The 24,761-nt window shown below is 68.7% G+C and carries 19 protein-coding genes; 10 read left to right on the top strand and 9 right to left on the bottom strand.

The features are described 5' to 3' along the window. Positions 1–435 precede the first annotated feature (435 nt). Together J7I44_RS02385 and J7I44_RS02380 are read left to right on the top strand one after the other, a co-directional pair. Positions 436–1,119, top strand: a complete 684-nt coding sequence (locus tag J7I44_RS02385; protein WP_209615117.1) for a rhomboid family intramembrane serine protease — start codon at positions 436–438, stop codon at positions 1,117–1,119. Positions 1,120–1,129: 10 nt separating this feature from the next. Next, on the top strand, positions 1,130–1,453 hold the full coding sequence (locus tag J7I44_RS02380) for a DUF1820 family protein (RefSeq protein ID WP_209615116.1): 324 nt from the start codon (positions 1,130–1,132) through the stop codon (positions 1,451–1,453). Positions 1,454–1,488: 35 nt separating this feature from the next. On the opposite strand, the gene J7I44_RS02375 is transcribed toward J7I44_RS02380, so the two are convergent. Together J7I44_RS02375 and tfpB are read right to left on the bottom strand one after the other, a co-directional pair. After that, on the bottom strand, positions 1,489–2,211 hold the full coding sequence (locus tag J7I44_RS02375; RefSeq protein ID WP_209615113.1) for a glutamine amidotransferase: 723 nt from the start codon (positions 2,209–2,211) through the stop codon (positions 1,489–1,491). Positions 2,212–2,233: 22 nt separating this feature from the next. After that, positions 2,234–4,051, bottom strand: coding sequence for a type IV pilus assembly ATPase TfpB (gene tfpB, locus J7I44_RS02370; protein ID WP_209615110.1), 1,818 nt, complete (start codon positions 4,049–4,051; stop codon positions 2,234–2,236). A 96-nt stretch (positions 4,052–4,147) separates the two neighbouring features. Between tfpB and glyQ the strand changes: the two genes are divergently transcribed. Both glyQ and glyS read left to right on the top strand, forming a co-directional pair. Next, complete coding sequence (gene glyQ, locus J7I44_RS02365) at positions 4,148–5,059, top strand: glycine--tRNA ligase subunit alpha (RefSeq protein WP_209615107.1); 912 nt, start codon at positions 4,148–4,150, stop codon at positions 5,057–5,059. Then, a complete protein-coding gene (gene glyS / locus J7I44_RS02360; RefSeq protein ID WP_209615104.1) occupies positions 5,056–7,200 on the top strand; it encodes a glycine--tRNA ligase subunit beta in 2,145 nt (714 codons plus the stop codon). The genes glyQ and glyS overlap by 4 nt, the downstream gene beginning before the upstream one ends. Before the next feature lie 80 nt (positions 7,201–7,280). Here the strand turns inward: glyS and J7I44_RS02355 are convergent, their stop codons facing one another. Beyond that, a complete protein-coding gene (locus tag J7I44_RS02355) occupies positions 7,281–7,844 on the bottom strand; it encodes a helix-turn-helix domain-containing protein (protein WP_209615101.1) in 564 nt (187 codons plus the stop codon). Between the two features lie 288 nt (positions 7,845–8,132). On the opposite strand from J7I44_RS02355, the gene J7I44_RS02350 reads away from it, so the two are divergent. Then, a complete protein-coding gene (locus tag J7I44_RS02350; protein WP_209615099.1) occupies positions 8,133–8,987 on the top strand; it encodes a DUF1481 domain-containing protein in 855 nt (284 codons plus the stop codon). Between the two features lie 88 nt (positions 8,988–9,075). On the opposite strand, the gene J7I44_RS02345 is transcribed toward J7I44_RS02350, so the two are convergent. The 4 genes from J7I44_RS02345 to mnmG all read right to left on the bottom strand — a co-directional run bounded on the left by J7I44_RS02345 (position 9,076) and on the right by mnmG (position 16,489). Next, positions 9,076–10,911, bottom strand: a complete 1,836-nt coding sequence (locus tag J7I44_RS02345; RefSeq protein ID WP_209615096.1) for an autotransporter domain-containing protein — start codon at positions 10,909–10,911, stop codon at positions 9,076–9,078. Positions 10,912–11,231: 320 nt separating this feature from the next. Beyond that, positions 11,232–13,547 (bottom strand): Tex family protein, encoded by a 2,316-nt coding sequence (locus tag J7I44_RS02340; RefSeq protein ID WP_245187863.1) that lies wholly within the window; start codon positions 13,545–13,547, stop codon positions 11,232–11,234. A gap of 121 nt (positions 13,548–13,668) precedes the next feature. Then, positions 13,669–14,421: an RDD family protein gene (locus tag J7I44_RS02335; protein ID WP_209615092.1), complete on the bottom strand. Its 753-nt coding sequence runs from the start codon at positions 14,419–14,421 to the stop codon at positions 13,669–13,671. 196 nt (positions 14,422–14,617) lie between these two features. After that, positions 14,618–16,489 (bottom strand): tRNA uridine-5-carboxymethylaminomethyl(34) synthesis enzyme MnmG, encoded by a 1,872-nt coding sequence (mnmG, locus tag J7I44_RS02330; RefSeq protein ID WP_209615090.1) that lies wholly within the window; start codon positions 16,487–16,489, stop codon positions 14,618–14,620. Between the two features lie 575 nt (positions 16,490–17,064). Between mnmG and J7I44_RS02325 the strand changes: the two genes are divergently transcribed. Beyond that, positions 17,065–17,250 carry a hypothetical protein gene (locus J7I44_RS02325; RefSeq protein WP_209615088.1) on the top strand — a complete coding sequence of 62 codons (186 nt, stop codon included), beginning with the start codon at positions 17,065–17,067 and terminating at the stop codon, positions 17,248–17,250. Positions 17,251–17,301: 51 nt separating this feature from the next. Here the strand turns inward: J7I44_RS02325 and pepN are convergent, their stop codons facing one another. Then, positions 17,302–19,932 (bottom strand): aminopeptidase N, encoded by a 2,631-nt coding sequence (pepN, locus tag J7I44_RS02320; protein WP_209615086.1) that lies wholly within the window; start codon positions 19,930–19,932, stop codon positions 17,302–17,304. Between the two features lie 63 nt (positions 19,933–19,995). Between pepN and J7I44_RS02315 the strand changes: the two genes are divergently transcribed. Together J7I44_RS02315 and J7I44_RS02310 are read left to right on the top strand one after the other, a co-directional pair. Continuing rightward, the gene (locus tag J7I44_RS02315) at positions 19,996–20,991 is read left to right on the top strand and encodes an aldose 1-epimerase (protein ID WP_209615084.1); all 996 of its coding nucleotides are present in this window, start codon (positions 19,996–19,998) and stop codon (positions 20,989–20,991) included. After that, on the top strand, positions 20,988–21,935 hold the full coding sequence (locus tag J7I44_RS02310; RefSeq protein WP_209615082.1) for a pyridoxal-phosphate dependent enzyme: 948 nt from the start codon (positions 20,988–20,990) through the stop codon (positions 21,933–21,935). Before J7I44_RS02315 ends, J7I44_RS02310 begins: the two co-directional genes overlap by 4 nt. Before the next feature lie 80 nt (positions 21,936–22,015). On the opposite strand, the gene J7I44_RS02305 is transcribed toward J7I44_RS02310, so the two are convergent. Continuing rightward, complete coding sequence (locus tag J7I44_RS02305; RefSeq protein WP_209615080.1) at positions 22,016–22,909, bottom strand: DMT family transporter; 894 nt, start codon at positions 22,907–22,909, stop codon at positions 22,016–22,018. A gap of 81 nt (positions 22,910–22,990) precedes the next feature. Here J7I44_RS02305 and J7I44_RS02300 point away from each other — a divergent pair, with 81 nt between their 5' ends. Continuing rightward, a complete protein-coding gene (locus tag J7I44_RS02300; protein ID WP_209615078.1) occupies positions 22,991–23,545 on the top strand; it encodes a DNA-3-methyladenine glycosylase I in 555 nt (184 codons plus the stop codon). Positions 23,546–23,746: 201 nt separating this feature from the next. Further along, positions 23,747–24,652: a DUF72 domain-containing protein gene (locus J7I44_RS02295; protein ID WP_425599737.1), complete on the top strand. Its 906-nt coding sequence runs from the start codon at positions 23,747–23,749 to the stop codon at positions 24,650–24,652. Positions 24,653–24,761: the final 109 nt, after the last annotated feature.

Genomic DNA, 24,761 nt, shown 5'->3' with positions numbered 1-24,761 from the left:
GCCGCGATTCGCGAGAGGCCGTTGCTGTCGCGAAAGCCGCCATCGCCGCAGGCAACAAGCGGCTAGCCCTTCGGGCGACATCGGGCCGCACAGGTGGCTGCGCTCCTGGAGCGTGTCCGTGGGTATCCCGGGACGCCGTGCCTTACACGCGATCCCCGGGTCGCGTACAAGGGCGCTCCTACAAGGGGCTTTCGTCGACGGCGGGATCTCCCGTTTGCGGGAGCGGTGGCGCCGGGCTGTCCGTAGGAACGCACCTGGGTGCGGCCGCCATGGCGTCCTGGCGGCCGAAGATGGCGCCTCCACCGAAAGTGCGTGCTGGCGACCAGGCCTCCGCAAGCGCGCTTTTTCGCGGAACAATCGCGGAAACGGCCAAGTGTTCCCGCCGTACCTCTATGATGCGTGGAGACACGACGCCGCGCCGAGGGAGACGCCGCCTTGTTCGTCCATGTGGAAACCCGACGGCGTTCAGCCACGCAATGGGCGACGCTGTTGCTTGTACTTGTGTGCGTGGCCAGTTTCGTGGCTTTGGCGCTGATGCCGCCACAGCAGCGGATCTCCTTTCTGCTGGAATGGGGCACCATCCCCGCCAACGTGTTTGACGCTCATGAGGCTTTCTGGCGGCAGATGGGCGATCCGGCGCTGTTGCGCCTGTTCACCGCGCTCTTCATCCACGTGGCCTGGATCCATCTGTTGAGCAACCTGCTCTTCCTGGTGATCTTCGGCCTGCCGGCGGAGCGGACGCTGGGCTCGGCCCGTTTTCTGTCGCTGTTCGTCGCCGGTGGCATCGTGGCGAATCTGGTTGGAGCCTTGACGCTCGCCGGCGTAAGGCTGCCGATTATCGGTTGCAGCGGTGCCGTGTCGGCAGTGTTGGGCGCGTACGCGGCACTGTTCCCGCGGGCGCGGCTCGGCCTGGTGCTGCCGCTGGGCTTGTTCCTCGAATTCGTGCGCGTACCGGCGTACCTGCTGATCGGCATCTGGGTACTGCTGCAGTTGCTCTTCAGCTACGCCGGGCCCAGCTACGGCGCGGTGGTGTGGTGGACGCACATCGCCGGCTTCCTGTTCGGCATGTTGTTCGCACTGTTTTCGCGAGACGCGATCGCACGCCGCCTGCGCGGTTAGACTCCGAGCCATGCGCGCGAAGAAACTCTACAAGATCACCTTTCTGCACCTGGGCAAGTGCTACGAGCTGTACGCACGCCACGTGGAGACCAGCCCGCTATGGGGTTTCACCGAAATTGGCGAACTGGTGTTCGAGCCCGCCGGTTCGGGGCTGTTGGTCGATCCCACCGAGGAGCGCCTTCGCGACGAGTTTGCAGACACCCGCGCGCTTCATCTGCCGATGCAGTCGATCGTCCGCATCGAGGAGGTCGAGCGAAAGGGTGCGCTGGTGATCCGCGATGCCGGCGATGGACAGAAGGTCACGCCCTTTCCGCTGCCGACCAGGCCCGGCTGAACGTTCCACACGGGGGCTGCCGTTGCAGCCTGCGGCTATGCCGCACTCAGTCCATGGCGCAAACCGAAGCCGCGCAAGATGCGACGCGCGATCGGCGTTGCGGCCACCTCGCGCCAGATCTGAAGGGGATCGCTGCCTTCGCGCTGCATCGCCTGGTGTTTGCGCCGGATATAGGCACGCATGACATCCGCATTGAATTCGGGGTGGAACTGGACGCTGATTGCGTTGGGCCCGTAGCGGAGCAGGTGGTGCGGATCACGCGCCGAGCGGGCAAGCACGGTCGCTCCTGAAGGCGGCTCCAGCACACTTTGCTCGTGCGTGGTGTGGGCGCGGAAGCTTGCGGGCAGCCGCTCGGTGAGCGGATCGTGGCCGGCAGCGGGCGTCAGCTCGATCGGCAATGTGCCGATTTCCCGTCCGCCCGGCAAATAGTCCACGCGGCCGCCAAGCGCATGCGCCATCAATTGATGGCCATAACACACGCCGAACAGCGGCAGGTGGTCGTCCATGGCATCGCGAATCCATCCCGCGGTGCGCTCGCTCCACGCGGCGCGTTCGGTGACCATCGCGGCGGATCCAGTGATCAGCGCGCCAGCGACATCCTTCGACGGAGGCAGGCTCTCACCCGCGGCGACGTCAACGACCTTGACGCGCAGCGGCGACAGCGCCGCGCACAGGCGGAGCCAATGGGGGAAGTCGCCGTGGCGTGCACGGATCGAATCGGGCGCGCGACCGGTACGGATGATCAGAATCGGCTTCATGGACGTTTGGATGGGCCAAAGACTAGGATGGGTTTTCGTGCTCGATCGGCGGCAGGACGGTCAGCACTTCCTGCACCGTGGTCACGCCCTTTGCCACCTGCGCGGCGGCCGAAATGCGTAGCGGCTGCATGCCTTCGACCAGTGCGGCCTCGCCCAGTCTGGCCAGGTCCAGCTGGGCGGAGATCAGGCCGCGCAGTCGCGGGCTGATTCTGAGCATCTCGTAGACGCCCGTGCGGCCCATGAACCCGGTGTTGCGGCACTCCAGGCAGCCGACCGGTTCGAATACCTTTTCCGGCAATGGCAGCGACCAGCCGTGGGTCAGCGCCATCCAGGCGTGCGGATCCTGCGCCCCCTCGCGCTTGCAGTGCGGGCACAGTGTGCGCACCAGGCGCTGCGCGACCACGCCTGTCAACGTGGACTGGATCAGGTAATGCGGCACGCCCAGGTCGAGCAGGCGGGTCACCGCGCTGGGGGCGTCGTTGGTGTGCAGCGTGGAGAGCACCAGATGGCCGGTCAGCGAGGCTTGCACCGCCATTTGCGCCGTTTCCAGGTCGCGGATCTCGCCAATCATGATGATGTCCGGGTCCTGGCGCAGCAGTGTGCGCACGCCAGCGGCGAAATCCAGCTCGATCGATGCCTGCACCTGCATCTGGTTGAGCTCGGGGCTGACCATCTCGATCGGGTCTTCCACCGTGCAGACGTTGAGCTCCGGCCGCGCCAGGTGCTTGAGCGTCGAGTACAGCGTGGTGGTCTTGCCCGAGCCGGTCGGACCGGTCACGAGCACGATCCCGTGCGGACGCTCGACCAGCGAGCGCCAGATCGCGTCTTCGTCCGGCGAGAAGCCCAGCTGCGAAAAATCCTTGGCCACGATGTCCGGGTCGAAGATGCGCATCACCACCTTCTCGCCGAAGGCGGTGGGCATGGTCGAGATGCGCAGTTCCACCTCGCGCCCGGCAGACGAACGGGTCTTGATGCGGCCGTCCTGCGGGCGCCGCTTCTCCGCCACGTCCATGCGCGCGAGGATCTTGATGCGCGCGGTCACCGCGGTCATCACCGGCGGCGGCAGCTCGAATACCTTGTGCATGACGCCGTCGATGCGAAAGCGCATCTGGCCCGCTTCGCGGCGCGGTTCGAGGTGAATGTCCGAGGCGCGCTGCTCGAAGGCGTACTGCAGCAGCCAGTCGACGATGTGCACGACGTGACGGTCGTCCGCACCGACCTCGCCGGTCTTGCCCAGCTCCACCAACTGCTCGAAGTTGAGGATGGCCGCAGCGCTGTCGTAACCCGACCCCTTGGCGTCCTGCGCCATCTGGATCGAGCGCTGCACGCCATAGAACTCGGCCAGGTAGCGATTGATGTCCAGTGGGCTGGCCACCACCCGGCGCACGTCCCGGCGCAGCATCTGCGACAGGTCGCCGGCCCAGGCGGCATCGAACGGCTCGCAGGTGGCAAAGGTCACCTCCGCCGGCGTGGCCGCCACCGGCAGGATGCGATGGCGCGTGGCGTAGGCATGGCTGACCACCTGGGTCACCGCCGCCACGTTGATCTTCATCGGGTCGATCTTCAGGTACGGCAGCGCCGCCTGGCCGGCCAGCCATTCGGTCAGGCCCTCGAGCCCCAGGGGGCGACCGGGATCACGCTGGTTGGGGAGCTTGGCATTGGCGATCAGCACCAGCGGATGCAGTTCGACCGTGGCGCGACCGGCGCGAACCCCCATCCGCACATTCTTGGCGTCCTCGGCGGCCACGAAGCCGTCCACCACCAATGCGGCCAGCACGTCGTCCAGCCCGAGGCGGCCACGGCGACCGAGCAAGGATGCGATTTGCGGTGATGCGGCCATCGAGGACGGGCCTCCCGTGTGCGTTCGCGCGGCGCCGGGCCAGTGTTGGCGCGGGCTTTGGCTATACTAGCGCGCTTTGTTGCAAGGCCGATCGACATGCCCGCGCGCACTTTCCAGGACGTGATCCAGACCCTCAACCGATACTGGGCGGCGCAGGGTTGCGTACTCCTGCAGCCGCTGGATACCGAGGTTGGCGCGGGTACCTTCCACCCGGCAACCTTCCTACGCGCGCTGGGACCCGAGCCTTGGGCCGCCGCCTACGTGCAGCCCTCGCGCCGTCCCACCGACGGCCGTTATGGCGAGAACCCCAACCGCCTGCAGCATTACTACCAGTACCAGGTAGTGATGAAGCCCAATCCGGAGAACATCCTAGAGCTCTACATCGGCTCGCTGAAGGAGCTCGGGCTCGACCCGCTGGTGCACGACCTGCGCTTCGTCGAGGACAACTGGGAATCGCCGACGCTCGGTGCCTGGGGCCTGGGTTGGGAGGTCTGGCTCAACGGCATGGAGGTGACCCAGTTCACCTACTTCCAGCAGGCCGGCGGCCTGGAGTGTCGGCCGGTGACCGGCGAGATCACCTATGGCCTCGAACGCCTGGCGATGTACCTGCAAAACGTGGACAACGTCTACGACCTGATCTGGACCGACGGTCCGCGTGGCACCGTCACCTACGGCGACGTGTTCCACCAGAACGAGGTCGAGCAGAGCACCTACAACTTCGAGCACGCCAACGTGCCGGAGCTGTTGCGCTGGTTCGACGTCTGCGAGGCGACCGCCAACCAGCTGATCGCCGCCGGCCTGCCGCTGCCGGCGTACGAGCAGGTGATGAAGGCCAGCCACACCTTCAACCTGCTCGACGCGCGGCGCGCGATCAGCGTGACTGAGCGCCAGCGCTACATCCTGCGTGTGCGCACGCTCTCTCGCGCGGTCGCGGAGTCCTACGTGGCGCAGCGCGAACGGCTTGGCTTTCCTGGCCTGAAGAACGTTTCGAAGGAGCAGGCCGCATGAGTCAGCCTAAGTCGCTGTTGATCGAACTGGGCACCGAGGAGCTGCCGCCCAAGGCGCTTGACGAGCTCTCGCAGGCGTTCCTGGACGGCATGGTGCAGGGCCTTTCCAGGCGCGGCATCGAGGGTGCGCTGGACGAGGCGCGCGCCTACTGCACGCCCCGCCGGCTGGCCGTCCATGTGCCGGCCGTTGCAGGCACGCAGCCGGAGCAGCACGTCGAACGCCGCGGCCCGGCGGTGAACGCCGCGCTGGACGCGCAGGGCCAGCCGTCGAAGGCACTGACCGGCTTCGCGCAGTCCTGCGGCGTGGAGGTATCGCAGCTTCAGAAGCTGGAAACCGACAAGGGCGCGTGGTTCGTTTTCCGCGCGGTCAAGCCGGGCCAGCCGCTGGCCGCGCTGCTGCCGGAGATCGTCGAGGAGGCGCTCAAGGGCCTGCCGATCCCGCGCCCGATGCGCTGGGCCGACCACGATTACGCCTTCGTGCGTCCGGCCCACTGGCTGGTGATGTTGCATGGTGCCGACATCGTGGAGGGCAACGTGCTGGGGCTGAAGAGCGGGCGCAAGTCGCGCGGCCACCGCTTCATGCATCCGAACCCGGTGCATGTGACCGACGCCGACAACTGGCTGGACGCGCTACGCGCGGCCAGGGTCCTGGCCGACCCGCTGGAGCGGCGCGAACGCATCCGTGCCGAAGTCGCCCGGGCCGCCGCGCAGACCGGCGGCGAGCCGCGCCTGGACGAGGCCCTGCTCAACGAGATTGCCAACCTCACCGAATGGCCGGCGGCGATCGCCTGCGCCTTTGAGCGCGAGTTCCTGGCGGTGCCGCCCGAGGCGTTGGTCACCACCATGGAGACCAACCAGAAGTTCGTCCCGGTGTTCGACGCGGCGGGCAAGCTCACCGAGCATTTCATCGGCGTTGCCAACATCGAGTCGAAGGAGCCGGCCGAAATCCGCAAGGGCTACGAGCGCGTGATCCGTCCGCGGTTCGCGGACGCCAAGTTCTTCTGGGACGAGGACCTCAAGACGCCGCTGGCGAGCTACCAGGAATCGCTGAAGAACGTCACGTACCAGCAGGCCCTGGGCAGCCTGTGGGACAAGAGCGTGCGCGTGGCCGAGCTGTCGCGTGTCATTGCCAGTCGCGTGGGCGTCGATGCCGGCGCCGCCACCCGCGCCGCCTCGCTGGCCAAGTGCGACCTGCTGACCCGCATGGTCGGTGAATTCCCCGAGCTGCAGGGCGTGATGGGCCGCTACTACGCACAGCGCCAGGACGAAGGCGTGGCGGTCGCGCAGGCGCTGGACAGCTACTACCAGCCACGCTTCGCCGGCGACGCCATCGCCGCCGACGCGGTCGGCCAGGTACTCGCCGTGGCCGAGCGGCTCGATACGCTCGCCGGCATCTTCGCCGTCGGCATGAAGCCCAGCGGCAACAAGGATCCGTTCGCGCTGCGACGCGCGGCGTTGGGACTGGCCCGCACGCTGGTCGAGGCCGGCCTGGAACTGGACCTGCGCGCCAGCTTCGCCGAGGCGCTGGAGCTGCTGCCCGACGCGGCGCTCGCCGCCGGTCTGAAGCCGGGCAAGGACGGCAAGTCGCCCGCGTTCGATGCCGGTAAGCGCCGCGCCGCGCTGCTCGGCGAGCTTGCGGAGTTCGTGCTCGACCGCCTGCGCGGCTACTACGCCGAGCTCGGGTTCACCCCGGAGCAGTTCGAGGCAGTGCTGGCGGTGTCGCCCGCCACGTTGCCTGATTTCGACCGCCGCCTGCGGGCGGTGGCGGAATTTGGTCGTCGGCCGGAAGCGGCAAGCCTGGCCGCCGCCAACAAGCGCGTGGCGAACATTCTGCGCAAGGCCGAGGAAGAGACGGGCGTGGCGCCCGGCGGTGCCGTCGATCCGGCCTGCTTCGAATCGCCTGCCGAGCACGACCTGGCGAACGCCCTGGATGCTGCGCTGGCGGACACCGCCGCGCCCCGCGCCAACGGTGACTACACCGCCGTGCTGACGCGCCTTGCGCAGCTGCAGGCGCCAGTGGATGCGTTCTTCGAAGGGGTGCTGGTCAATGCCGAGGACGCCCGCGTGCGCGCCAACCGCCTGGCCCTGCTGGCCAGGCTGAAGGCGCAGTTCGCGGCGGTGGCCGACATCGCACGCCTGTAGGTCGGCGGCGCGCACGGCTGTGCGCCGCGTCGGCCGAAAGGTCTCCGGTGGCCGGGCTGACTACGCCAGCCGGTGGTTCGTCAGACGCTGGCGCTCCCCAGCCGCTCGGCCAGCTGCCGGTTGAAGCTCAGCATCGCGTCGGTATCCACGCGCATCCCGCCCGGGCCCACGGCTTCGTAAAGCTTGGCCAGCAGGTCGCTGTGGTCGGCCAGCGAAAGCCGCTGCCCAGTCAATTCCAGCTCCGACTGCAGGATGCGCATCGCGGCGTTCAGGCGTTGCGTGTCCACCCCGGCGCTCTGGACTTCCAGGACATGGCCGCCCGCGCCTTCCAGTCGCGTGCGGGGCCGCAAGGTGGTATCGCTGGTGGTCTGTTCGTCGATGCCGGACTGCTCCACGTCCGGCAGGACCGCGCCTTCGCCGGCGACCAGCCAGACCAGCGAGATGCCCAGGGTGCGGGCCAGGGTCACACAGCGCGCGCGTGAGGGGTCGGTGTTGCCGTCGCGCCAGCTGCGTACCACGCCCTCGGAGAAGCCGCACATGCGGGCGATCTCGGTGGCGCTGCCGACGCGCTGGATCAGCAGCTTGATGCGGTCGGCAAACGTGCCGGTGCTTTCGGAGGTGAGCGGGGGCGGTGCGAGGTTCATGGGCTTTTCCTGGCATCAGGAAGCAACACAGGCCGCCGCCGACCGGGGCTGCCTGGCACCATCCTAGCGCGCAGTGCTTACCGTGAGCTTTGGCTTGCCCGGCTGCGGCCTCCGGGTGCGGGCGGCCGGAACAGCCACCGGGCTGCCATCAGTCTGGCTTGACTTTTGCCCGGGGGTGTTTTTTTCCGCTATGCTTGGAACTTCCCCCGCGGAAAACGTACGCGAGAAGCCGTGCGTTCCCGTGTATTCCCCAAAAGCAATTGCTTTCAATCGAGTAGAGGTTTCCCCATGCGCAGGATGGTCTGGTCGCTGATGTCGGTAGCTGCGCTGGCACTGGCTGGTTGCAATGGCTCCAACGCGCCCGAGCAGGGCAACGGCGATACGGCCGCCACCGCGGCCAAGGCGAATGCGGTCAGCGGCACGATCACCGTGCGCGGCGACAGCGCCGTCTCGCCGGACGCCAAGCTGGTGGTCAATCTGGTCGACGTGTCTTCGACCGACCAGGCCGGCGCCGCGCCGCTGGCCAGCAAGACCATCGCGCCGGTGCAGTTCCCGCAGTCGTTCGAGCTCAACTTCAACGCCGCCGACGTCAACCCGGCCGATCTGTACGTGGTCAAGGCCGATCTGACCGACGGCGAGCGCCACTACAAGATGGCGCTGCAGGCCCCGGTGCTCACCAAGGGCGCGCCTAACCAGGTGTCGATCGAGCTGGTGCCCGAACAGACCCCGGGCGAGAAGGAACTGGCCGACTTCCAGGCCGTGCAGAAGCAGATCGGCGGCATGAAGATCAGCAACGGCACCAAGCTTGAGAAAGACGTCTCGCGCGCCTGGCAGGTGTTCCGCCAGAACGGCCAGGTGCAGTTCATCCGCGCCCGCGCCGACTACGGCGACAAGGGCTTTACCAGCACCGACTTCGCCTACCGCGACGGCAAGCCGTGGGTAGTGGTGCAGCAGAAGAAGGCGAGCCAGGACGCCAAGCCCAGCTCGACCGAGCGCGCCGGCTGGGACAAGGACGGCAACCTGGTGCTCAAGCAGACCGTTTCGGGCAGCAAGACCGAGTCGCTGAGCGATGATGAGGCGGCCAGCCTGAAGAATCAGGCCGAGAACATCCTGAACCTGGCCACCGGCGGCAAGGGCAAGTAAGCCTTCGCCTGCGGACGTCCAGCCATCTGGACGTCCTGCCAAAGAAAAAGCCGCCCGAGGGGCGGCTTTTTCGTGGCCGCGACCGACCTCAGAAGCCGATCTTGACGCCGAGGTTAAGGCTGTCGTCCTTCTGGGCGTCGTCGCTGAAGCGCCCGTGGTAGCCGAACCAGCCCGTGACGTTCGGACTGAACTGCGCGGACAGGCCCACGTCGGCGCTCGCCCAGGTCTTGTCCGGCACGTAACCGGTCAGGGCGAAGCTGCCCGGCATGCTCACCAGCCCGGCGCTGACCTCGCGCGGGTCAGCCTTGTCGTCATGATTCCAGGCCAACTCCACGTACGGCATCAGCGTCGCGCCACCGGCCTGCCACTGGCCCTGCAGGCGCCAGCCCAGCGACTCGATCAGCGCGTCGCGCTGCTGCGCGCCGAACCACATCGCCGTACTGTCGTTGCCGGATTCGGTGTAGCTGTCGATCTTCACCGTCTGCCATTCCACGTGAGCGAACGGACCGGTTTTCAGGCTGCCGGTACCGAACCACCAGCCACCTTCCAGCCCGCCACCGAGGTGCGAGCCGTCGGCCTTGCCGCCTTCGGTACGCAACGCCTGGCCCAGCAGGATGCGCCGGTTGACATCGCTGAAGTTCGACTGGCCGAAACTGCCGAAGCCGCCCACATAGCCACCGCCGTTGTGATACAGCGCGTAGCCGAGGCCGGAGATGTCATGCAGCTTGTAGCCCCCCATGCCGCCGGCGAAGTCGGCGTTGTGCTGGCCCAAGCCCAACGCCACGCCGAACGAGAGGTGCTCGCTGGCGCGCACGTCGGCGCCCAGCGTGAGGTTCACGTTGTCGCTGTCGGTCTTGGGCGAGCCGCTGGTCGCATCGAAGCGCTGGCGGCCGTAGTCCACGCTGGCGAACATGCGGGTGTCGCTGCCCTGGCCGTCGGCCAGCATCTGGTTGCGGATCGCACGGTACTGCGCGGCCGACGCCGCCAGCGGGGCCTCGCCGAGCAGCGAGATCTGACCCGGCGCCATGATTTCGGACACCACGTACTGGGCAACCATGGCATGCGCGGCGGTGGTCGGATGCACGCCATCGGCGAACAGGTAGGTCTGGTCGGTGCCCGCCGCGTACGAGAACGGCAGGCCCGAACCGGCCGGGCCGCACTGCACGGAGCTGCCGTTGCAGGCCGGCGTCGTGACGTTGCTGAAACCGAAAGCGGAGGGGTTCGCGATCACCTCGTTGAGCAGCGCAAAGGTGTTCACCGGGATCACGTTCAACCCGTTGTTGCTCAGCTGCGACAGACCGGTGTTGAGCACGCCGTTGTAGACCAGCGACAGCTGCGTGCCGCCCTGCTGCGCGGCCGGGCCGCCGGCAGCGCTGGCCGGGGTCTTGCCGACGTCGGGCAGGTTGTAGACCACCACGTAGCGCGCGCCGGCGGCCTGCAGCTGGCCGAGCATGTTGACCTCCGCCTGCGCGGCCGCGGCGGTGCCGGCGGCCAGGACGTTCGGATCCGTGCTGGTGCCGGTCAGGTAGAAGATGTCGTTGGCGCCGCCCCAGACCTGGTAGAGCGCATTCGGATCCGCCGCGCCGCCGCTGGCGGCCAGGTACATCGCCATCTGCTGCGGCAACGTCGGCACGGGCGCCACGCCCTGCACCACGCCAGCACCGCCGAAGGCGTAATCGCTACCGCCGGCGACCGAGGGCGCCAACGTGAAGCCCAGCGCGGTGGCGACATTCTCGGCGGTGGTCGTGCCCGGGTTGGTGGTGAAGCGCAGCGGCGTCGGCGAGCCTTGGGACAGCGAGAGGTTGCCCGCATCGCTCAAGCTGTCGCCGAACACGACAACCTGGCTGAAATCGGTGGCGGCAGCGGCACTACTGAACAACAAGCCGGCCAGGATGGCGCCGGCGAGACGGCTGGTACGGGGCATTGCTTGCGCTCCTCGGGCCGGGATTGGCCTCGTTATTTGCAAGTTACGGTAATGCACTCCATACGGAAGCGCATGCTGCGGCGCATCGCGGCTGGGCTGGCCGATCGGCCGCTTGCTTCGCCGTGAGTGAAATAGCGAACGCCGCAGACAGGCGGCTTGCGCGAATCGTCGCGGCCGGCCTGGCGGGTGGGCATGCACGGGCGGACCTCAGGAGCAACCGTAAGAGCAGGGTGCGTCGCGTCCCCCGACGCCTGAAGAGGCACGTCGAAGCGCGAGCCCTGCGCGACCGGGGAGGCGCGCAGGGCCAGCCCCCATGAGGGTCAACGCTTGCCTTGACGGGCCCGTAGCAACGCGTCGGCGAAGGCGTTGTTGACCGGCGGCGCCGCAGGTTTCGGTGCCGGCGCGCCGCGTGGCGGGCGCGCGTTGCGGTGGTCGCCGCCCTCCGGGCGTGCGCCGCGCGCCTGGCCAGGCTCGTCGTCCAGCCGCATCGACAGGCCGATGCGCTGGCGCGGCAGATCCACCTCCATCACCTTGACCTTGACGATGTCGCCGGCCTTGACTGCGTCACGCGGGTCCTTGACGAAGGTGTGCGAGAGCGCCGACACGTGGACCAGCCCGTCCTGGTGCACGCCGATGTCGACGAAGGCACCGAACGCGGCGACGTTGGTCACGCGGCCCTCGAGGATCATGCCGGGACGCAGGTCCTTGAGGTCTTCCACACCCTCGGCGAAGCTCGGCGCGACGAACTCGGGGCGCGGGTCGCGGCCGGGCTTTTCCAGTTCTTTCAGGATGTCGCGCACGGTCGGTACGCCGAACGTCTCGTCGGTGAACTGATCGGGCTTGAGGCCGCGCAGGAAGCCGGTGTCGCCGATGATGTTGCGCACCTCGCGCCCGCACTGGGCGATGATCCGCTCGACGACCGGATAGGCTTCCGGGTGTACCGCGCTGGCGTCCAGCGGGTTGTCGCCATTGGGCACGCGCAGGAAGCCGGCGCACTGCTCGAACGCCTTGTCGCCCAGCCGCGGCACCTTCAGCAGCGCCTTGCGGTTGGCGAACGGGCCATTGGCATCGCGATGCTTGACCACGTTCTCGGCCACGCTCGCCGACAGCCCGGCCACGCGCGCGAGCAGCGCCGCCGACGCCGTGTTGACGTCCACGCCGACGGCATTGACGCAGTCCTCGACCCGGGCGTCCAGCGCGCGCGCCAGCTTCACCTGGTTGACGTCGTGCTGGTACTGGCCCACGCCGATCGCCTTGGGTTCGATCTTCACCAGTTCCGCCAGCGGATCCTGCAGGCGACGTGCGATGGAGACGGCGCCGCGCAGGCTGACGTCGAGGTTGGGGAATTCCTTGGCGGCTGTTTCGGAGGCCGAGTACACCGACGCGCCGGCCTCGCTCACCACGATCTTCGAAAGCTTCGCTTCCGGCAGCTTCTTGATCAGCTCGCCGGCCAGCTTGTCGGTCTCGCGCGAGGCGGTGCCGTTGCCGATCGCGATCAGGTCCACGCCGTGCTGCTTGCACAGCTTCGCCAGCGTGATCAGCGATTCGTTCCACTGCCGCCGGGGCTCCAGCGGATAGATGGTCTCGGTGGCCAGCAACTTGCCGGTCGCATCGACCACCGCCACCTTGCAACCGGTGCGGATGCCCGGGTCCAGGCCCATCACCGTCTTGGCGCCGGCTGGCGCGGCCAGCATCAGGTCCTTGAGGTTCTCGCCGAACACGCGGATGGCCTCGTCCTCGGCGCCCTCGCGCACGCGGCCGAACAGGTCGAGCGTCAGGTGCAGGTGCAGTTTCACGCGCCAGGTCAGGCGCACGGTCTCGCGCAGCCAGGCGTCGGCCGGTCGGCCACGGTCGTGGATGCCGGCATGCGCGGCCACGCGACCCTCGCCTTCCAGATGCCCCTGCTCGGCGTCCAGCGCCGGCTGCAGTTCCAGTTCGATCACGCCTTCGTTGCGCGCGCGCATCAGCGCCAGCAGGCGGTGCGAGGGGATCTTGCCGACCGGCTCGATGTGGTCGAAGTAGTCGCGGAACTTGGCGCCCTCGTTCTCCTTGCCTTCGACGACCTTGGCGCGGATCTGGCCCTTGTCCCACAGCCAGTCGCGCAGCTCGCCGACCAGGTGGGCGTCCTCGGCGATCGCCTCCATCAGGATCGCGCGCGCGCCATCGAGGGCAGCGCGCACGTCGGCCACGCCCTTGTCGGCATCGACGAACGTCTCGGCGAAAGTCTCGGGAACGAGCGTGGGGTCATCGCGCAGGCCGGTCGCCAAGGGCTCCAGGCCCGCCTCGCGGGCGATCTGTGCCTTGGTGCGGCGCTTGGGCTTGTAGGGCAGGTAGAGGTCCTCCAGCCGCGCCTTGGTGTCGGCGGCGAGGATGTCGTTCTTCAGCGCATCGGACAGCTTGCCCTGTTCCTCGATGCTGGCCAGGATCGCGCCGCGGCGTTCCTCCAGCTCGCGCAGGTAGCGCAGGCGCTCTTCGAGCAGGCGCAGCTGCGTGTCGTCGAGGCCACCGGTGGCCTCCTTGCGGTAGCGGGCGATGAAGGGCACGGTCGCGCCTTCGTCGAGCAGGGCCACCGCCGCGCGCACCTGGTCGGGCTTGGCGGCGATGTCCTGGGCAATGCGGTGTTCGATGCTGAGCATGTGATCAACGACTTCGTGGTGCAGGAAGCCGTCGATCATAGCAACCGGACCGAGGTCTGTAGGGTGGGTCCGCGCCCACCTTCGCCGTCAGGCAGGGCGGGCTGGAACCTGCCCCTGCACGTCAGGCGTGGAACGATCGATCGTCGCGCGGCGCAGGGTTGCGGAACGTACCGGCGCGGCCGTTGAGCACCAGCGTGTTGGCGATCACGTCGTGCAGGCCCTGCTTGCGCCGTGTCCAGGCGATCATCAGGAAGCCGATACCCAGGATCATCCAGCTGAGCAGCTTTGCCGCGTAGCGGCCGAGCGCGCGCCAGAAACTGATGCGGCCGCCGTCCAGGTCGGTCACGCGGATGCCCATCGCCAGCTTGCCCACAGTGGCCTGCCAGGCCGAACTCTCGCAGAAGGCGAAATACAGCCAGACCAGGATCGCGGTCAGCGCCACGGCCGCACGCATGCTGTCGTAGTACTGGCCGTAGGCGGCGAGCATCACGTTGGCGTCCGTGCCCGCCGCGAGCAGCGCCTGCTGCAGCTTCGCTTGGGCGGCCCCGTTGCCGAACGCGTCCATGATCAGCATCTGCGGGATGTACAGCACGATCGCGTCGATGAGGTAGGCGACCAGGCGCTTCCAGAAGCCGGCGTAATCTTCCAGCGCGGCGGTGGTGGTCGGCGGCGGTACCGTGGCGGCAGGTGCGAGCGGTGGCGGCGTGGCGGCCAGCGCGTCGGGGAACAGCACCGACAGCGGTTGCCAGTCGGCCAGGCCCTCGTACCAGCCCAGGTCCTCGGCAGCCAGTTGTCCGCTGCGCAGCCACTGGCGCACGTCGTCCTCCTTGTAGGGACCGTGGCGCTGGCCGTCGCGGCCGATCCAGATTTCCATCCGCTCGCTCCAAAAGACATCGATTCGACCGATGATGCCACGGGCCATCGCACACCGCTCCCTCTTCCACTGGGAAGAGGGCGGGGGTGAAGGACTGCTCTTGTGGGAAGGCGGTTTTGCCGCTTGAAATGAAAAATGCCCGCGAGCCCGACCGCTCACCTCGGTCCTCTCCCGGGCGGGGAGAGGAAGCGGGGCATCAGGCGCGACGCTTCAGGTGCACCAGCAGCAGCGAGATCGCCGCGGGCGTGACGCCGCTGATCCGTGCGGCCTGACCCAGCGTCGCCGGCTGCGAGCGCTTGAGCTTGAGCAGCACCTCCGACGACAGTCCGCGCACCTTGTCGTAGTCGAAGCCGGCGGGAATGTCGGTGTGTTCGTGGCGGCGCTGGCGTTCGATTTCCTCGCGCTGGCGCTCCAGGTAGCCGGCGTACTTGGCCTGCACCTCGACCTGCGCGGCGACGTCCTCGCGCTCGACGGCGGGGCCCAGTTCGCCGACGGCGGTGAGCTTGCCGTAGTCGAGCTCGGGACGGCGCAGCAGGTCCAGCGCATGGGTCTCGCGGCTCACGCTGATGCCAAGCTGGCGCGCGACCGCCGCGCCCAGCGCGTTGGTCGGCGCGGCCCAAAGCGAGGCCAGCCGTTGTGTCTCGCGCTCGACCGCCTCGCGCTTGGTCCGCAGTGCGTCGAAGCGCGCCTGCGGCACCACGCCGAGCGCGAAGCCCTGTTCGGTCAGGCGCAGGTCGGCGTTGTCCTCGCGCAGGTGCAACCGGTACTCGGCGCGCGAGGTGAACATGCGATAGGGCTCGAGCGTGCCGTTGCTGGTGAGGTCGTCGATCAGCACGCCGACGTAGGCCTCGTCGCGACGCGGATACCAGGGTGCCTCGCCACGGGTCATACGCGCGGCGTTGAGGCCGGCGATGAGGCCCTGCGCGGCGGCTTCCTCGTAACCGGTGGTGCCGTTGATCTGGCCGGCGAAGTACAGGCCGCCGATGCCCTTGGTCTCCAGCCACGGCTGCAGGCCGCGCGGATCGAAGTAGTCGTACTCGATCGCGTAACCCGGGCGCGTGATGTGCGCATGCTCGAAGCCGGGAATCGAATGGACGACGTCCAGCTGCACGTCGAAGGGCAGCGACGTGGAGATGCCGTTGGGGTAGATCTCGGCGCTGTCCAGACCTTCGGGCTCGATGAAGATCTGGTGCGAGCCCTTGTCGGCGAAGCGCACCACCTTGTCCTCGATCGAGGGGCAGTAGCGCGGCCCGACACCCTCGATCTGGCCGCTGAAAAGCGGCGAGCGATCGAGCGCGCCGCGAATGATCTCGTGCGTGCGCTCGCTGGTGTGTGTGATCCAGCAGCTGACCTGGCGCGGGTGTTCCTCGCGCGTGCCCAGGTAGGAGAACACCGGCGCGGGGTCGTCGCCGGGCTGTTCCTCAAGGCCGCTGAAGTCGATGCTGCGCAGGTCGATGCGTGGCGGCGTACCGGTCTTCAGGCGGTCGGCCGCCACCGGCAGCTCGCGCAGGCGCCGGGCCAGCGTCGTGGCGGGCGGATCGCCGGCGCGTCCGCCGGCGTACTGCGCCGGGCCGATGTGGATCTTGCCGGCCAGGAAAGTCCCGGCAGTGAGCACCACCGCGCCGGCGCGGAAAGTCAGGCCCATCTGGGTGACCACACCGGCGACGCACCCACCCTCGATCACAAGGTCATCGACCGCCTGCTGGAACAGCTCCAGGTTGGGCTGCGACTCGACGATGCGCCGGATCGCCGCCCGGTACAGCGCGCGATCGGCCTGGCAGCGCGTGGCGCGCACGGCCGGACCCTTGGAGGCATTGAGCGTGCGCCACTGGATGCCCGCGCGATCGGCGGCGTGTGCCATGGCTCCGCCGAGGGCATCGATTTCCTTGACCAGGTGCCCCTTACCGATGCCGCCGATCGCCGGGTTGCAGCTCATCGCCCCGACGGTTTCCAGGTTGTGGGTCAGCAGCAGGGTGCGCGCGCCGCAGCGAGCCGCGGCCAGGGCCGCTTCGGTGCCGGCATGGCCGCCGCCGACCACGATCACGTCGTAGCGGGTGGAATGGATCATCGGGAAAAGGGCGCCTGGCGCGTGCGAGAAGAAACGTGCGTATGTTAGCGCTTTGGAGGCTGCGCCCGAACATAATCAAGAGCTTGGCACGTTTACTGCTTCACTCCCCGTGCACTTTCCATGGGCAGACGCTGCGCGAACCGCGCGCCGAGGCTGGGCAGACAGGGGCCCGACCGCGTACCGGGAGAGGAAGCATGACGGCGCCGTTGGGGTTTCCCCACGGCGCCGTCGCCTTTTCCGGCCCCGGAAAAACCAAGCCCCGCCAGTGGCGGGGCTTGGCCGTGCTTAGATCTGGCGCCCGGCGGTCTCAGGAACAGGGGGAATCCAGGATGACCGTGTTGCCGGGCGCCAGAAACCGGAAAGTCGCGGGCGCCGCCGCGACGTGTCGCGACTGCGGAATGGATATTCCCAGTACCGCCGTGAATAAAAAGTGACTAATTCCGGCTTTTTTTTGTAAGGCCGGTGACGCTGAGCGTCAGCCCCGCGATCCGGCCCCAGGCCGACTGTGACGGCTATCACGCTCTGGCACGGCCATTGCAGAGCCCGCTTCACCAACCCCATCCCTTGCGTTCGCCATGAACACCACTTTCGACTTCCAGCCTGTCTATCCGCGCCACGATCTGATGATCGAGATCGGCAAGGTGCAGATGGCGATCGAACACCTGGCCGCGCGCACCGAGCAGGAGCGCCAGAATCTGGCGCCGCGCCTGGAATCGCATATGGTCCGCCTGCGCAACGCGCTGAACCAGCTGGCCGCCTGACCGCCCGCGTCTGGTAGCGCCCGCAAGCGGGCTCCTGCAAAAACCAGTGGCTCAGCCTTTGAGCATGTTGCCGACGATCTCGGCAAGGTTGCGCGAGAGGCTTTGTTCCGCCAGCCCCGCGACCGCCGCCCGCGCCTTCTCGCGCCGCACCGGCTCCAACCGCTGCCAGCCGTTGAACGCCGTCGCCAGCCGCGCCGCCACTTGCGGGTTGAGCGCATCCAGTTCCGCCAGCCGCGCAGCCAGGAAACGGTAACCCTCGCCATCGGCGCGGTGGAAGCCGCTGGGATTGCCGCGCGCCCAGGTGCCCAGCAGCGCCTGCACACGGTTGGGGTTCTTCAGGGTGAACTTCGGGTCGGCCTCCAGCGCGCGCACGCGCGCCAGGGCCGGTTCGCCCGGGATCTGCGCCTGCACCGCGAACCACTTGTCCAGCGCCAGCGCGTTGTCGGCGTGGCGCGTGCGGTAGCGGGCCAGGGCGCCGGCGGCCTGCGGCGCCCCGCTGCGCACCAGCACGGCGAGGCCGGCGAGGCGATCGGTCATCGTCGCGGCGCGCTCGAACTGCGCCGTTGCAAAGGCATGCGCCGCGGGCGCATCGAGCAGCACCAGCAGCTCCAGCACGCGGCGCTTGAGCCGGCGCCGCGCCTGGCTGGCGGCATCCAGCGCGTCGCTCGCCTGCGCGGTGAGCGCACGGTAGCGGTCGGCCAGCACGCCCGCGCCAATGCGCGAGGCTAGCTCGCGCTGCAGGGTCTGGCGCAACGCATGGATGCGCGCGGGGTCGACGTCGGTCTCCCGTTCGGCCAGCTCCACTTCGCTGAGCGGCGTGAGCAGGTCGGCCAGCAGCGCCGGGTCCAGCGTGGCCTGGTCGAACAGCCCGGCGAGCGTGTCGCCCCATACCGCCAGCGCCTGGTGACCGCGGCCATCGCGCAATTCGGCGTAGGCGCGCCAGGCCAGTTGCTGCGCGGCCTCCCAGCGGTTGAAGCCATCGGTGTCGTGGGTCAGCAGCAGCGCAAGCTCGGCCGGCAAGTACGCGTAGTCGAGGATCACCGGCGCGGAGAAGCCACGCAGCAGCGAGGGTACCGGCGCGCGCCCGATGCCGGGGAACACGAACGACTGCTCCTGCGTATCGAGCACAACCACCTGTTCGGTGGCGCCCTCGTGCAGCGGCAGCATGCGGCCGTCCGGATCGAACAGCGCGAGCTTGACCGGGATCGGCAGCGGCCGCTTGTCGGGCTGGCCAGGCGTGGGTGGCGTGTGCTGGCGCAGGGTTAGCGTGTAGGTGCGCGTGGCGGCATCGTAGTGTCCCTCGCCCGACAGTCGCGGCGTGCCGGCCTGCCCGTACCAGGCCAGATACGGCGCCAGGTCGATGCCGTTGGCCTGGCCCAGCGCAGCGAGGAAATCCTCCAGCGTCGCGGCCCTGCCGTCGTTGCGCTCAAAGTAGAGGTCCATGCCGCGGCGGAAGCCTTCGGGACCGAGCCGGCCGGCCAGCATGCGCACCAGTTCCGAACCCTTCTCGTACACTGTGGCGGTATAGAAATTGTTGATCTCGCTGTACTGCGAGGGGCGCACCGGGTGCGCCAGCGGACCGGCGTCTTCGGGAAACTGCGCGCGGCGCAGCAGGGCGACGTCGTCGATGCGCTTGAGCGAGGGCGAGTACATGTCCGCGGAGAACTGCTGCTCGCGGAACACGGTGAGGCCTTCCTTCAGCGACAGCTGGAACCAGTCGCGGCAGGTGACGCGGTTGCCGCTCCAGTTGTGGAAGTACTCGTGGCCGATCACCGCCTCGACCGCACGGTACTCGTCGTCGGTCGTGGTGTCCGGATCGGCCAGCAGGTACTTGGCGTTGAAGATGTTGAGGCCCTTGTTCTCCATCGCGCCCATGTTGAAGTCGTGCGTGGCCACGACGTGGAACACGTCCAGGTCGAAATTGCGCCCGTACGCCTGCTCGTCCCAGCGCATGGCGCGCTCGAGCGCGTCCATGGCGTAGTGGCAGCACTCGATCACATCCGGCTCGGCCCAGATCACCAGCGCCACACGGCGGCCATCGGCGGTGACGTAGTCGCGTTCGAGTTTCTCCAGCCGCCCGGCCACCAGCGCGAACAGGTAGCAGGGCTTCGGGTACGGATCGACGAAACGCGCCCAGTGGCGTCCGTCCGGCAACTCGCCGGCGCCGTCCGGATTGCCGCCGGCGAGCAGCACCGGGAAGCGCTCGCGCTCGGCGCGCAGGGTGACGGTGTAGCGCGTGAGTACGTCCGGGCGGTCGGGAAAGAAGGTGATGTGGCGGAAGCCTTCGGCCTCGCACTGGGTCAGCAGGAAGCCGCGCTCGCGCGAGCCGGACAGGTACAGCCCCTCCAGCGCGGTGTTGGCCGCCGGGCGCACGCGCACGCGGGTTTCCAGCACGCTGCCGTCAGCAACGCCGTCGACCTCCAGCACATTCTCGCGATAACGGTAGGCACTGGCGTCGAGTGGCTGGCCATCCAGCGCGATCGCGAGCAGCTCCAGACCTTCGCCATCCAGCCGCAGCGGCGCGTCCTGTGCCGGATCGCGGTGCAGATGCAGGCGCGAATGCACCTCGCTCGTATCGATGCCGAGATCGAATTCCAGTTCGATCCGCGCCACCGTCCAGGCGGGCGGGCGATAGTCGGCAAGGCGGATGGGCGAGGGGGTCTGATCGTCGCGCGCAGTCATATAAAAAAAGCCGCTGGGGGAAGGCTCAGGCTAACATGCGGCGCTTTCGCGACCGGACGGAACATGGGCGCTTTGAACGTCGCCATCGAAGGATTGGACACGCAGCCGGTCGTCGTATTGAACGACAGTGCGCGTGGTCGTCGCGTGCGCATTGCGCGGCACGGTGCCTGCGTGCTTGCCATCGAGGCGACCGTCCGCGGCCGGCGCGTGGCACTGGCCGATGGCCATCGCAACGCGGCCGAACTGGTCGCCCGGCCCGGCTCGCGCTTCGCGGTGCTGGCGCCCTTCGCCAACCGCGTCGATGACGCACGCTACCGTTTCGAAGGCATCGAACACGACCTCACGCCCGGCGCGACCGGCGCCGCGCGCGCCAGTCGCCATGGCTTCGTGCGCGATGCCGGGTTCGTCATCGGTGCGCTCGACGCGGACGAGCATGCGGCCAGCGTGCTGCTGGCCACGCACATTCCGCCGCAAGCGGGTTACCCGTTCGCGCTCGATCTCGCCGTGCGCTACACGCTCGCGGCCGACGGACTCACGCTGGAGGCGACCCTGCGCAACGTGGGCAACCGCGTGGCGCCGGCCTTCGTCGGTTGGCATCCCTACTTCCGCCTGGGCGACAACGCGTTGGCCTCATGGGAGCTGACCGTCCCGGCCGCCTGCGTGATCCGCACCGACGCGGAGCATATTCCGCTCGCGGGCGAGGCCGCCTACCAGTCGCTGGCGCAGGCCCCGGCCCTCGACTTCCGCCAGCCGCGCGCGATCGGCGCGCTCGAGCTCAACCACACCTACGCCGACCTGCAGGCTGAGGCCGACGGTCGCGTGCGCACGCGGTTGCGCGATCCAGCCAGTGGCCTGGGTATCGCGGTGTGGCAGGAGCGCGGCGTGCTGCTCGCCTACACCGGCGACGCGCTCGAACGCGGCGCGCGTGCATCGCTCGCACTCGAACCGATGGAAAGCCTGCCCGACGCCTTCAACCGGCCCGACTGCGCCGACGCCATCCGACTTGAACCCGGTGCCGCACGCACGTTCCGCTGCGGCGTGGAGATCGACACACCATGACTGCCTTGCCCACCCTCACCCAGATACGCGACGCCGCCGCCCGCATCGCGCCGCATGCGCAGGTCACGCCGGTACGGCGCAGCGACGCGCTCGACGCCCTGGCCGGCGCGCAACTGCACTTCAAGTGCGAGAACCTGCAGCGCGGCGGCGCCTTCAAGTTCCGCGGCGCCTGCAACGCGGTATGGGCGCTGGATGAGGCGGCCGCCGCACGCGGCGTGGTCACGCATTCCTCCGGCAACCACGGCAACGCACTGGCGCTGGCGGCGGCCACCCGTGGCATCCGCGCCCACGTGGTGGTGCCCGAGGGCGCCGTGCGCGCCAAGCTCGAGGCGATCGAGCGCGCCGGCGCCGTGCTGCACCGCTGCGCGCCGACCCAGGCCGCGCGCGAGGCGACCACCGCGCAGCTGGTGCAGGACACCGGCGCGGTGCTGGTGCATCCGTATGCCGACACGCAGGTGATGGCGGGGCAGGGGACGATCGCGCTGGAGCTGCTTGCACAGGTGGCCGATCTCGATGCGATCGTGACCCCGGTCGGTGGCGGCGGACTGGCCTCGGGTGTGGCGATCGCCGCGCACGCGCTGCGTCCGGAACTTTCGCTTCACGCGGCCGAACCTTCCGGCGCGGACGACGCCGCGCGTTCGCTCGCCCGCGGCGCGCGTGTCACCGACGTGGTGCCCGACACCGTCTGCGATGGCCTGCGCGCGCTGGTCGGCGAGCCTAACCTGCATGCGCTGCGCGAGCATCGGGTCGACGTCATCACCGTGACCGACGAGGAAACCATCGCCGCGATGCGCCTGCTGTGGCAGGAGCTCAAGCAGGTGGTGGAAGTGTCCAGTGCCACCGCGTTCGCGGCGATCCTGAAAGCGCGCGAGCGTTTTGCCGGCCGCCGCGTCGGCGTGGTGTTGACCGGGGGCAACGTCGATCTCGATGCTTTGCCCTGGTGATTGCCGCAGGCCTGTAGGAGCGCACCCTGCGCGCGACCGACCGGCACGGGGAAGCGCGTGGTCGCGCACAGGGTGCGCTCCTACAAGGGCAATGCCCGCTTGCGCCAGCGCACGCCGACCACCGCCGCCAGTCCGGCCAGCACTAGCGCGATGCCGAGCCATTCCATTGCATCGGGCCGCTCGTCCAGGATCAGCCAGGCCAGCAGCACGCTGACCACCGGCACGCCGAGGCTGGACAGGCTCGCCACCGTGGTCGGCAGGCGCTTGAGCACCACCAGCCACAGCCCCCAGGCGACGCTGGACGCCATCACCGCGCTGTAGACCAGCGCGCCGGCGAAGGCCCAGGTCCAGGCGATCGGCCGCGAAGGCACCAGCAGCGCGACCAGCCCGAGCACCAGCGCGCCGATCAGCATCTGCCAGCTGGTCAGCGACAGGGCCGACAACGCGTGGCGTTGGAACAGCCGCTTGCTTAGCACCGTCCCTGCCGCCCACGCGGCACCACCGGCGAGCGCCAGCACCGTGCTCAGCGGACTGCCCAGGCCCTGCCAGGGTTCGAGGATGCACAGCAGTCCGGCGGCGGCCAGCGCCAGGCCCAGCCAGTGCCGCGCGGAGGGCGTCTCGCCCAGCAGCGGCCAGGCCACCAGCACCGACCAGAACGGCATGCTGTAGGCGAGCAGCGCCACGTGCCCGGCGCCGCCGCCGACCAGCGCCCATTGTTCGAGGCCCTGGAACGCCGCGGTCTGGCACAGGCCGATCAGCACCGTGGATACCAGCGGCGGCGGACGCAGCGACTGCCGGCTCACCGCCAGCGCGACGAACAGCACCACCGCGCCAAGCAGGTAACGCAGCGCGGCGAAATCGAATGGCCCCGCCCAGTTCAGCGCCTGCTTCATCACCACCCAGCTGTAGGCCCAGATCAGGATGGTGCCGGCGAGGGCGCCCAGCGCACTGCGCTGCGGGGAGGTGGTCGACATGGCAAGGAACGCGCGGGAAAGTGCACCAGTGTACGCCGCGCGCTGCGCTACATTGGCTTGTCTGCCATCGAAGGGATCTCCATGCACCGTTGCGCCTGGGCCACCGACGACCTGCTCTGCGCCTACCACGACACCGAGTGGGGCGTGCCGCTGCACGACGACCGCCTGCTGTTCGAATTTCTCTGCCTGGAAGGCGCGCAGGCCGGGCTCTCCTGGCGCACGGTGCTTGCCAAGCGCGAGCGCTACCGCGAGGTCTTCCACGGCTTCGACATCGCGCGCGTGGCACGCATGGCGGATCGCGAGCTGGACAAGGCGCTTGCCGACCCGGGCATCATCCGCAACCGCCTGAAAGTGACCGCCACGCGCGACAACGCGCGTGCGGCGCTGAAGGCCATCGAGGTGCACGGCAGCCTGGACGCCTACCTGTGGTCGTTCGTCGAGGGCACGCCGCGGCGCAACCGCTGGAAGAGCAGCGCCGAGGTGCCGGCCACGACGCCGGCGTCCGACGGCATGAGCAAGGCGTTGAAGAAGGACGGCTTCCGCTTCGTCGGCAGCACCATCTGCTACGCGCTGATGCAGGCCACCGGCATGGTCAACGACCATCTGGTCGGCTGCTTCCGCCATCGCGAGGTCTGAACAGGCGAGTCGGCAACGCCTGCCCATCCGAGCTTCGGCACCTTCCCCGGTGAACCGGGGAAGGATCACAGGCGTGGTGTCGCACTAACGGACGTTTCCGCGCGAACGCAGGGCAAGCTGCCAACAGGCGGACGCGGCGCTTGCGACGCGTCGGAGGCGATGGCGCTGCAGCGGTTCACCGGTGCATCACCTGGCGGACGCTTGCATGGAGGGCGGTTTCTGCGGACAGGATGGAGCGTGGCCACACTGCGCGTCGGCATTTCCGGATGGCGTTACGCGCCCTGGCGCGGCGTGTTCTATCCGAAGGACCTGCCGCAGCGGGCCGAACTCGCGTACGCCTCGCGCCAGGTCGGCAGCGTGGAGCTGAACGGCTCGTTCTACAGCCTGCAACGGCCTGCCAGCTACGCGTGCTGGAACGCGGACACACCGCGCGGCTTCGTCTTCGCGGTGAAGGGGCCGCGCTTCATCACGCACATCAAGCGGCTGCGCGACTTCGAAGGACCGCTCGCCAACTTCCTCGCCTCGGGCCTGTTCGAACTGGGTCCGAAGCTGGGCCCGATCCTGTGGCAGTGCCCGCCCAACCAGCGCTTCGACGAGGCGCTGTTCGACCAGTTTCTCGGCGCGCTGCCCCGCGACACCCACCAGGCGGCGGCGCTGGCGCGCCAGCACGACCACCGCCTGAAACACGGCGCCAGCATCACGCCCGACCGCAAGCGTCGCCTGCGCCACGCGCTGGAGATCCGCCATGAGAGCTTCATCTGCGACGCGTTCATCGCGCTGCTGCGCCGGCACAAGGTCGCGCTGGTGGTGGCCGACACCGCCGGGCGCTGGCCGTACCTCGAGGACGTCACCGCCGACTTCATGTACCTGCGCCTGCATGGCGACGAGAAGCTCTACACCAGCGGCTACAGCGACCCGGCGCTGGAGCGCTGGGCCGCGCGCATCCGGGCCTGGTCGCAGGGCGGCCAACCGGCCGATGCCGTGTGCGCCAGCCCGCGGCCACTGCCGAAGCGCGCCAGCCGCGACGTGTACTGCTACTTCGACAACGATGCCAAGGTACACGCGCCCTTCGACGCGCAAGCGCTGATGCGCAAGCTCGGCCTCTGAACGGGCAGGGTGGGCTTCAGCCCATGTGCCTGGGGTTCGAGCGACGGTGGGCTGAAGCCCACCCTACGGCGGTCGTTGCTCGTTCGTTGGCGATCAGGGCGTTGGGGCA

It is taken from the genome of Frateuria flava (assembly GCF_017837635.1).
Lineage (GTDB): Bacteria > Pseudomonadota > Gammaproteobacteria > Xanthomonadales > Rhodanobacteraceae > Frateuria_A > Frateuria_A flava.
Note: the sequence above shows the minus strand (reverse complement) of the source record. Positions and strands in the feature narration are given on the sequence as shown.

Coding starts and splice junctions, on each gene's coding strand:
- J7I44_RS02300 (WP_209615078.1), top strand. CDS start 22,991: ATGCACCGTTGCGCCTGGGCCACCGACGACCTGCTCTGCGCCTACCAC.
- J7I44_RS02345 (WP_209615096.1), bottom strand. CDS start 10,911: ATGCCCCGTACCAGCCGTCTCGCCGGCGCCATCCTGGCCGGCTTGTTG.
- J7I44_RS02310 (WP_209615082.1), top strand. CDS start 20,988: ATGACTGCCTTGCCCACCCTCACCCAGATACGCGACGCCGCCGCCCGC.
- glyQ (WP_209615107.1), top strand. CDS start 4,148: ATGCCCGCGCGCACTTTCCAGGACGTGATCCAGACCCTCAACCGATAC.
- mnmG (WP_209615090.1), bottom strand. CDS start 16,489: ATGATCCATTCCACCCGCTACGACGTGATCGTGGTCGGCGGCGGCCAT.
- glyS (WP_209615104.1), top strand. CDS start 5,056: ATGAGTCAGCCTAAGTCGCTGTTGATCGAACTGGGCACCGAGGAGCTG.
- J7I44_RS02340 (WP_245187863.1), bottom strand. CDS start 13,547: ATGCTCAGCATCGAACACCGCATTGCCCAGGACATCGCCGCCAAGCCC.
- J7I44_RS02305 (WP_209615080.1), bottom strand. CDS start 22,909: ATGTCGACCACCTCCCCGCAGCGCAGTGCGCTGGGCGCCCTCGCCGGC.
- tfpB (WP_209615110.1), bottom strand. CDS start 4,051: ATGGCCGCATCACCGCAAATCGCATCCTTGCTCGGTCGCCGTGGCCGC.
- J7I44_RS02315 (WP_209615084.1), top strand. CDS start 19,996: ATGGGCGCTTTGAACGTCGCCATCGAAGGATTGGACACGCAGCCGGTC.
- J7I44_RS02375 (WP_209615113.1), bottom strand. CDS start 2,211: ATGAAGCCGATTCTGATCATCCGTACCGGTCGCGCGCCCGATTCGATC.
- J7I44_RS02355 (WP_209615101.1), bottom strand. CDS start 7,844: ATGAACCTCGCACCGCCCCCGCTCACCTCCGAAAGCACCGGCACGTTT.
- J7I44_RS02325 (WP_209615088.1), top strand. CDS start 17,065: ATGAACACCACTTTCGACTTCCAGCCTGTCTATCCGCGCCACGATCTG.
- J7I44_RS02335 (WP_209615092.1), bottom strand. CDS start 14,421: ATGGAAATCTGGATCGGCCGCGACGGCCAGCGCCACGGTCCCTACAAG.
- J7I44_RS02380 (WP_209615116.1), top strand. CDS start 1,130: ATGCGCGCGAAGAAACTCTACAAGATCACCTTTCTGCACCTGGGCAAG.
- pepN (WP_209615086.1), bottom strand. CDS start 19,932: ATGACTGCGCGCGACGATCAGACCCCCTCGCCCATCCGCCTTGCCGAC.
- J7I44_RS02350 (WP_209615099.1), top strand. CDS start 8,133: ATGCGCAGGATGGTCTGGTCGCTGATGTCGGTAGCTGCGCTGGCACTG.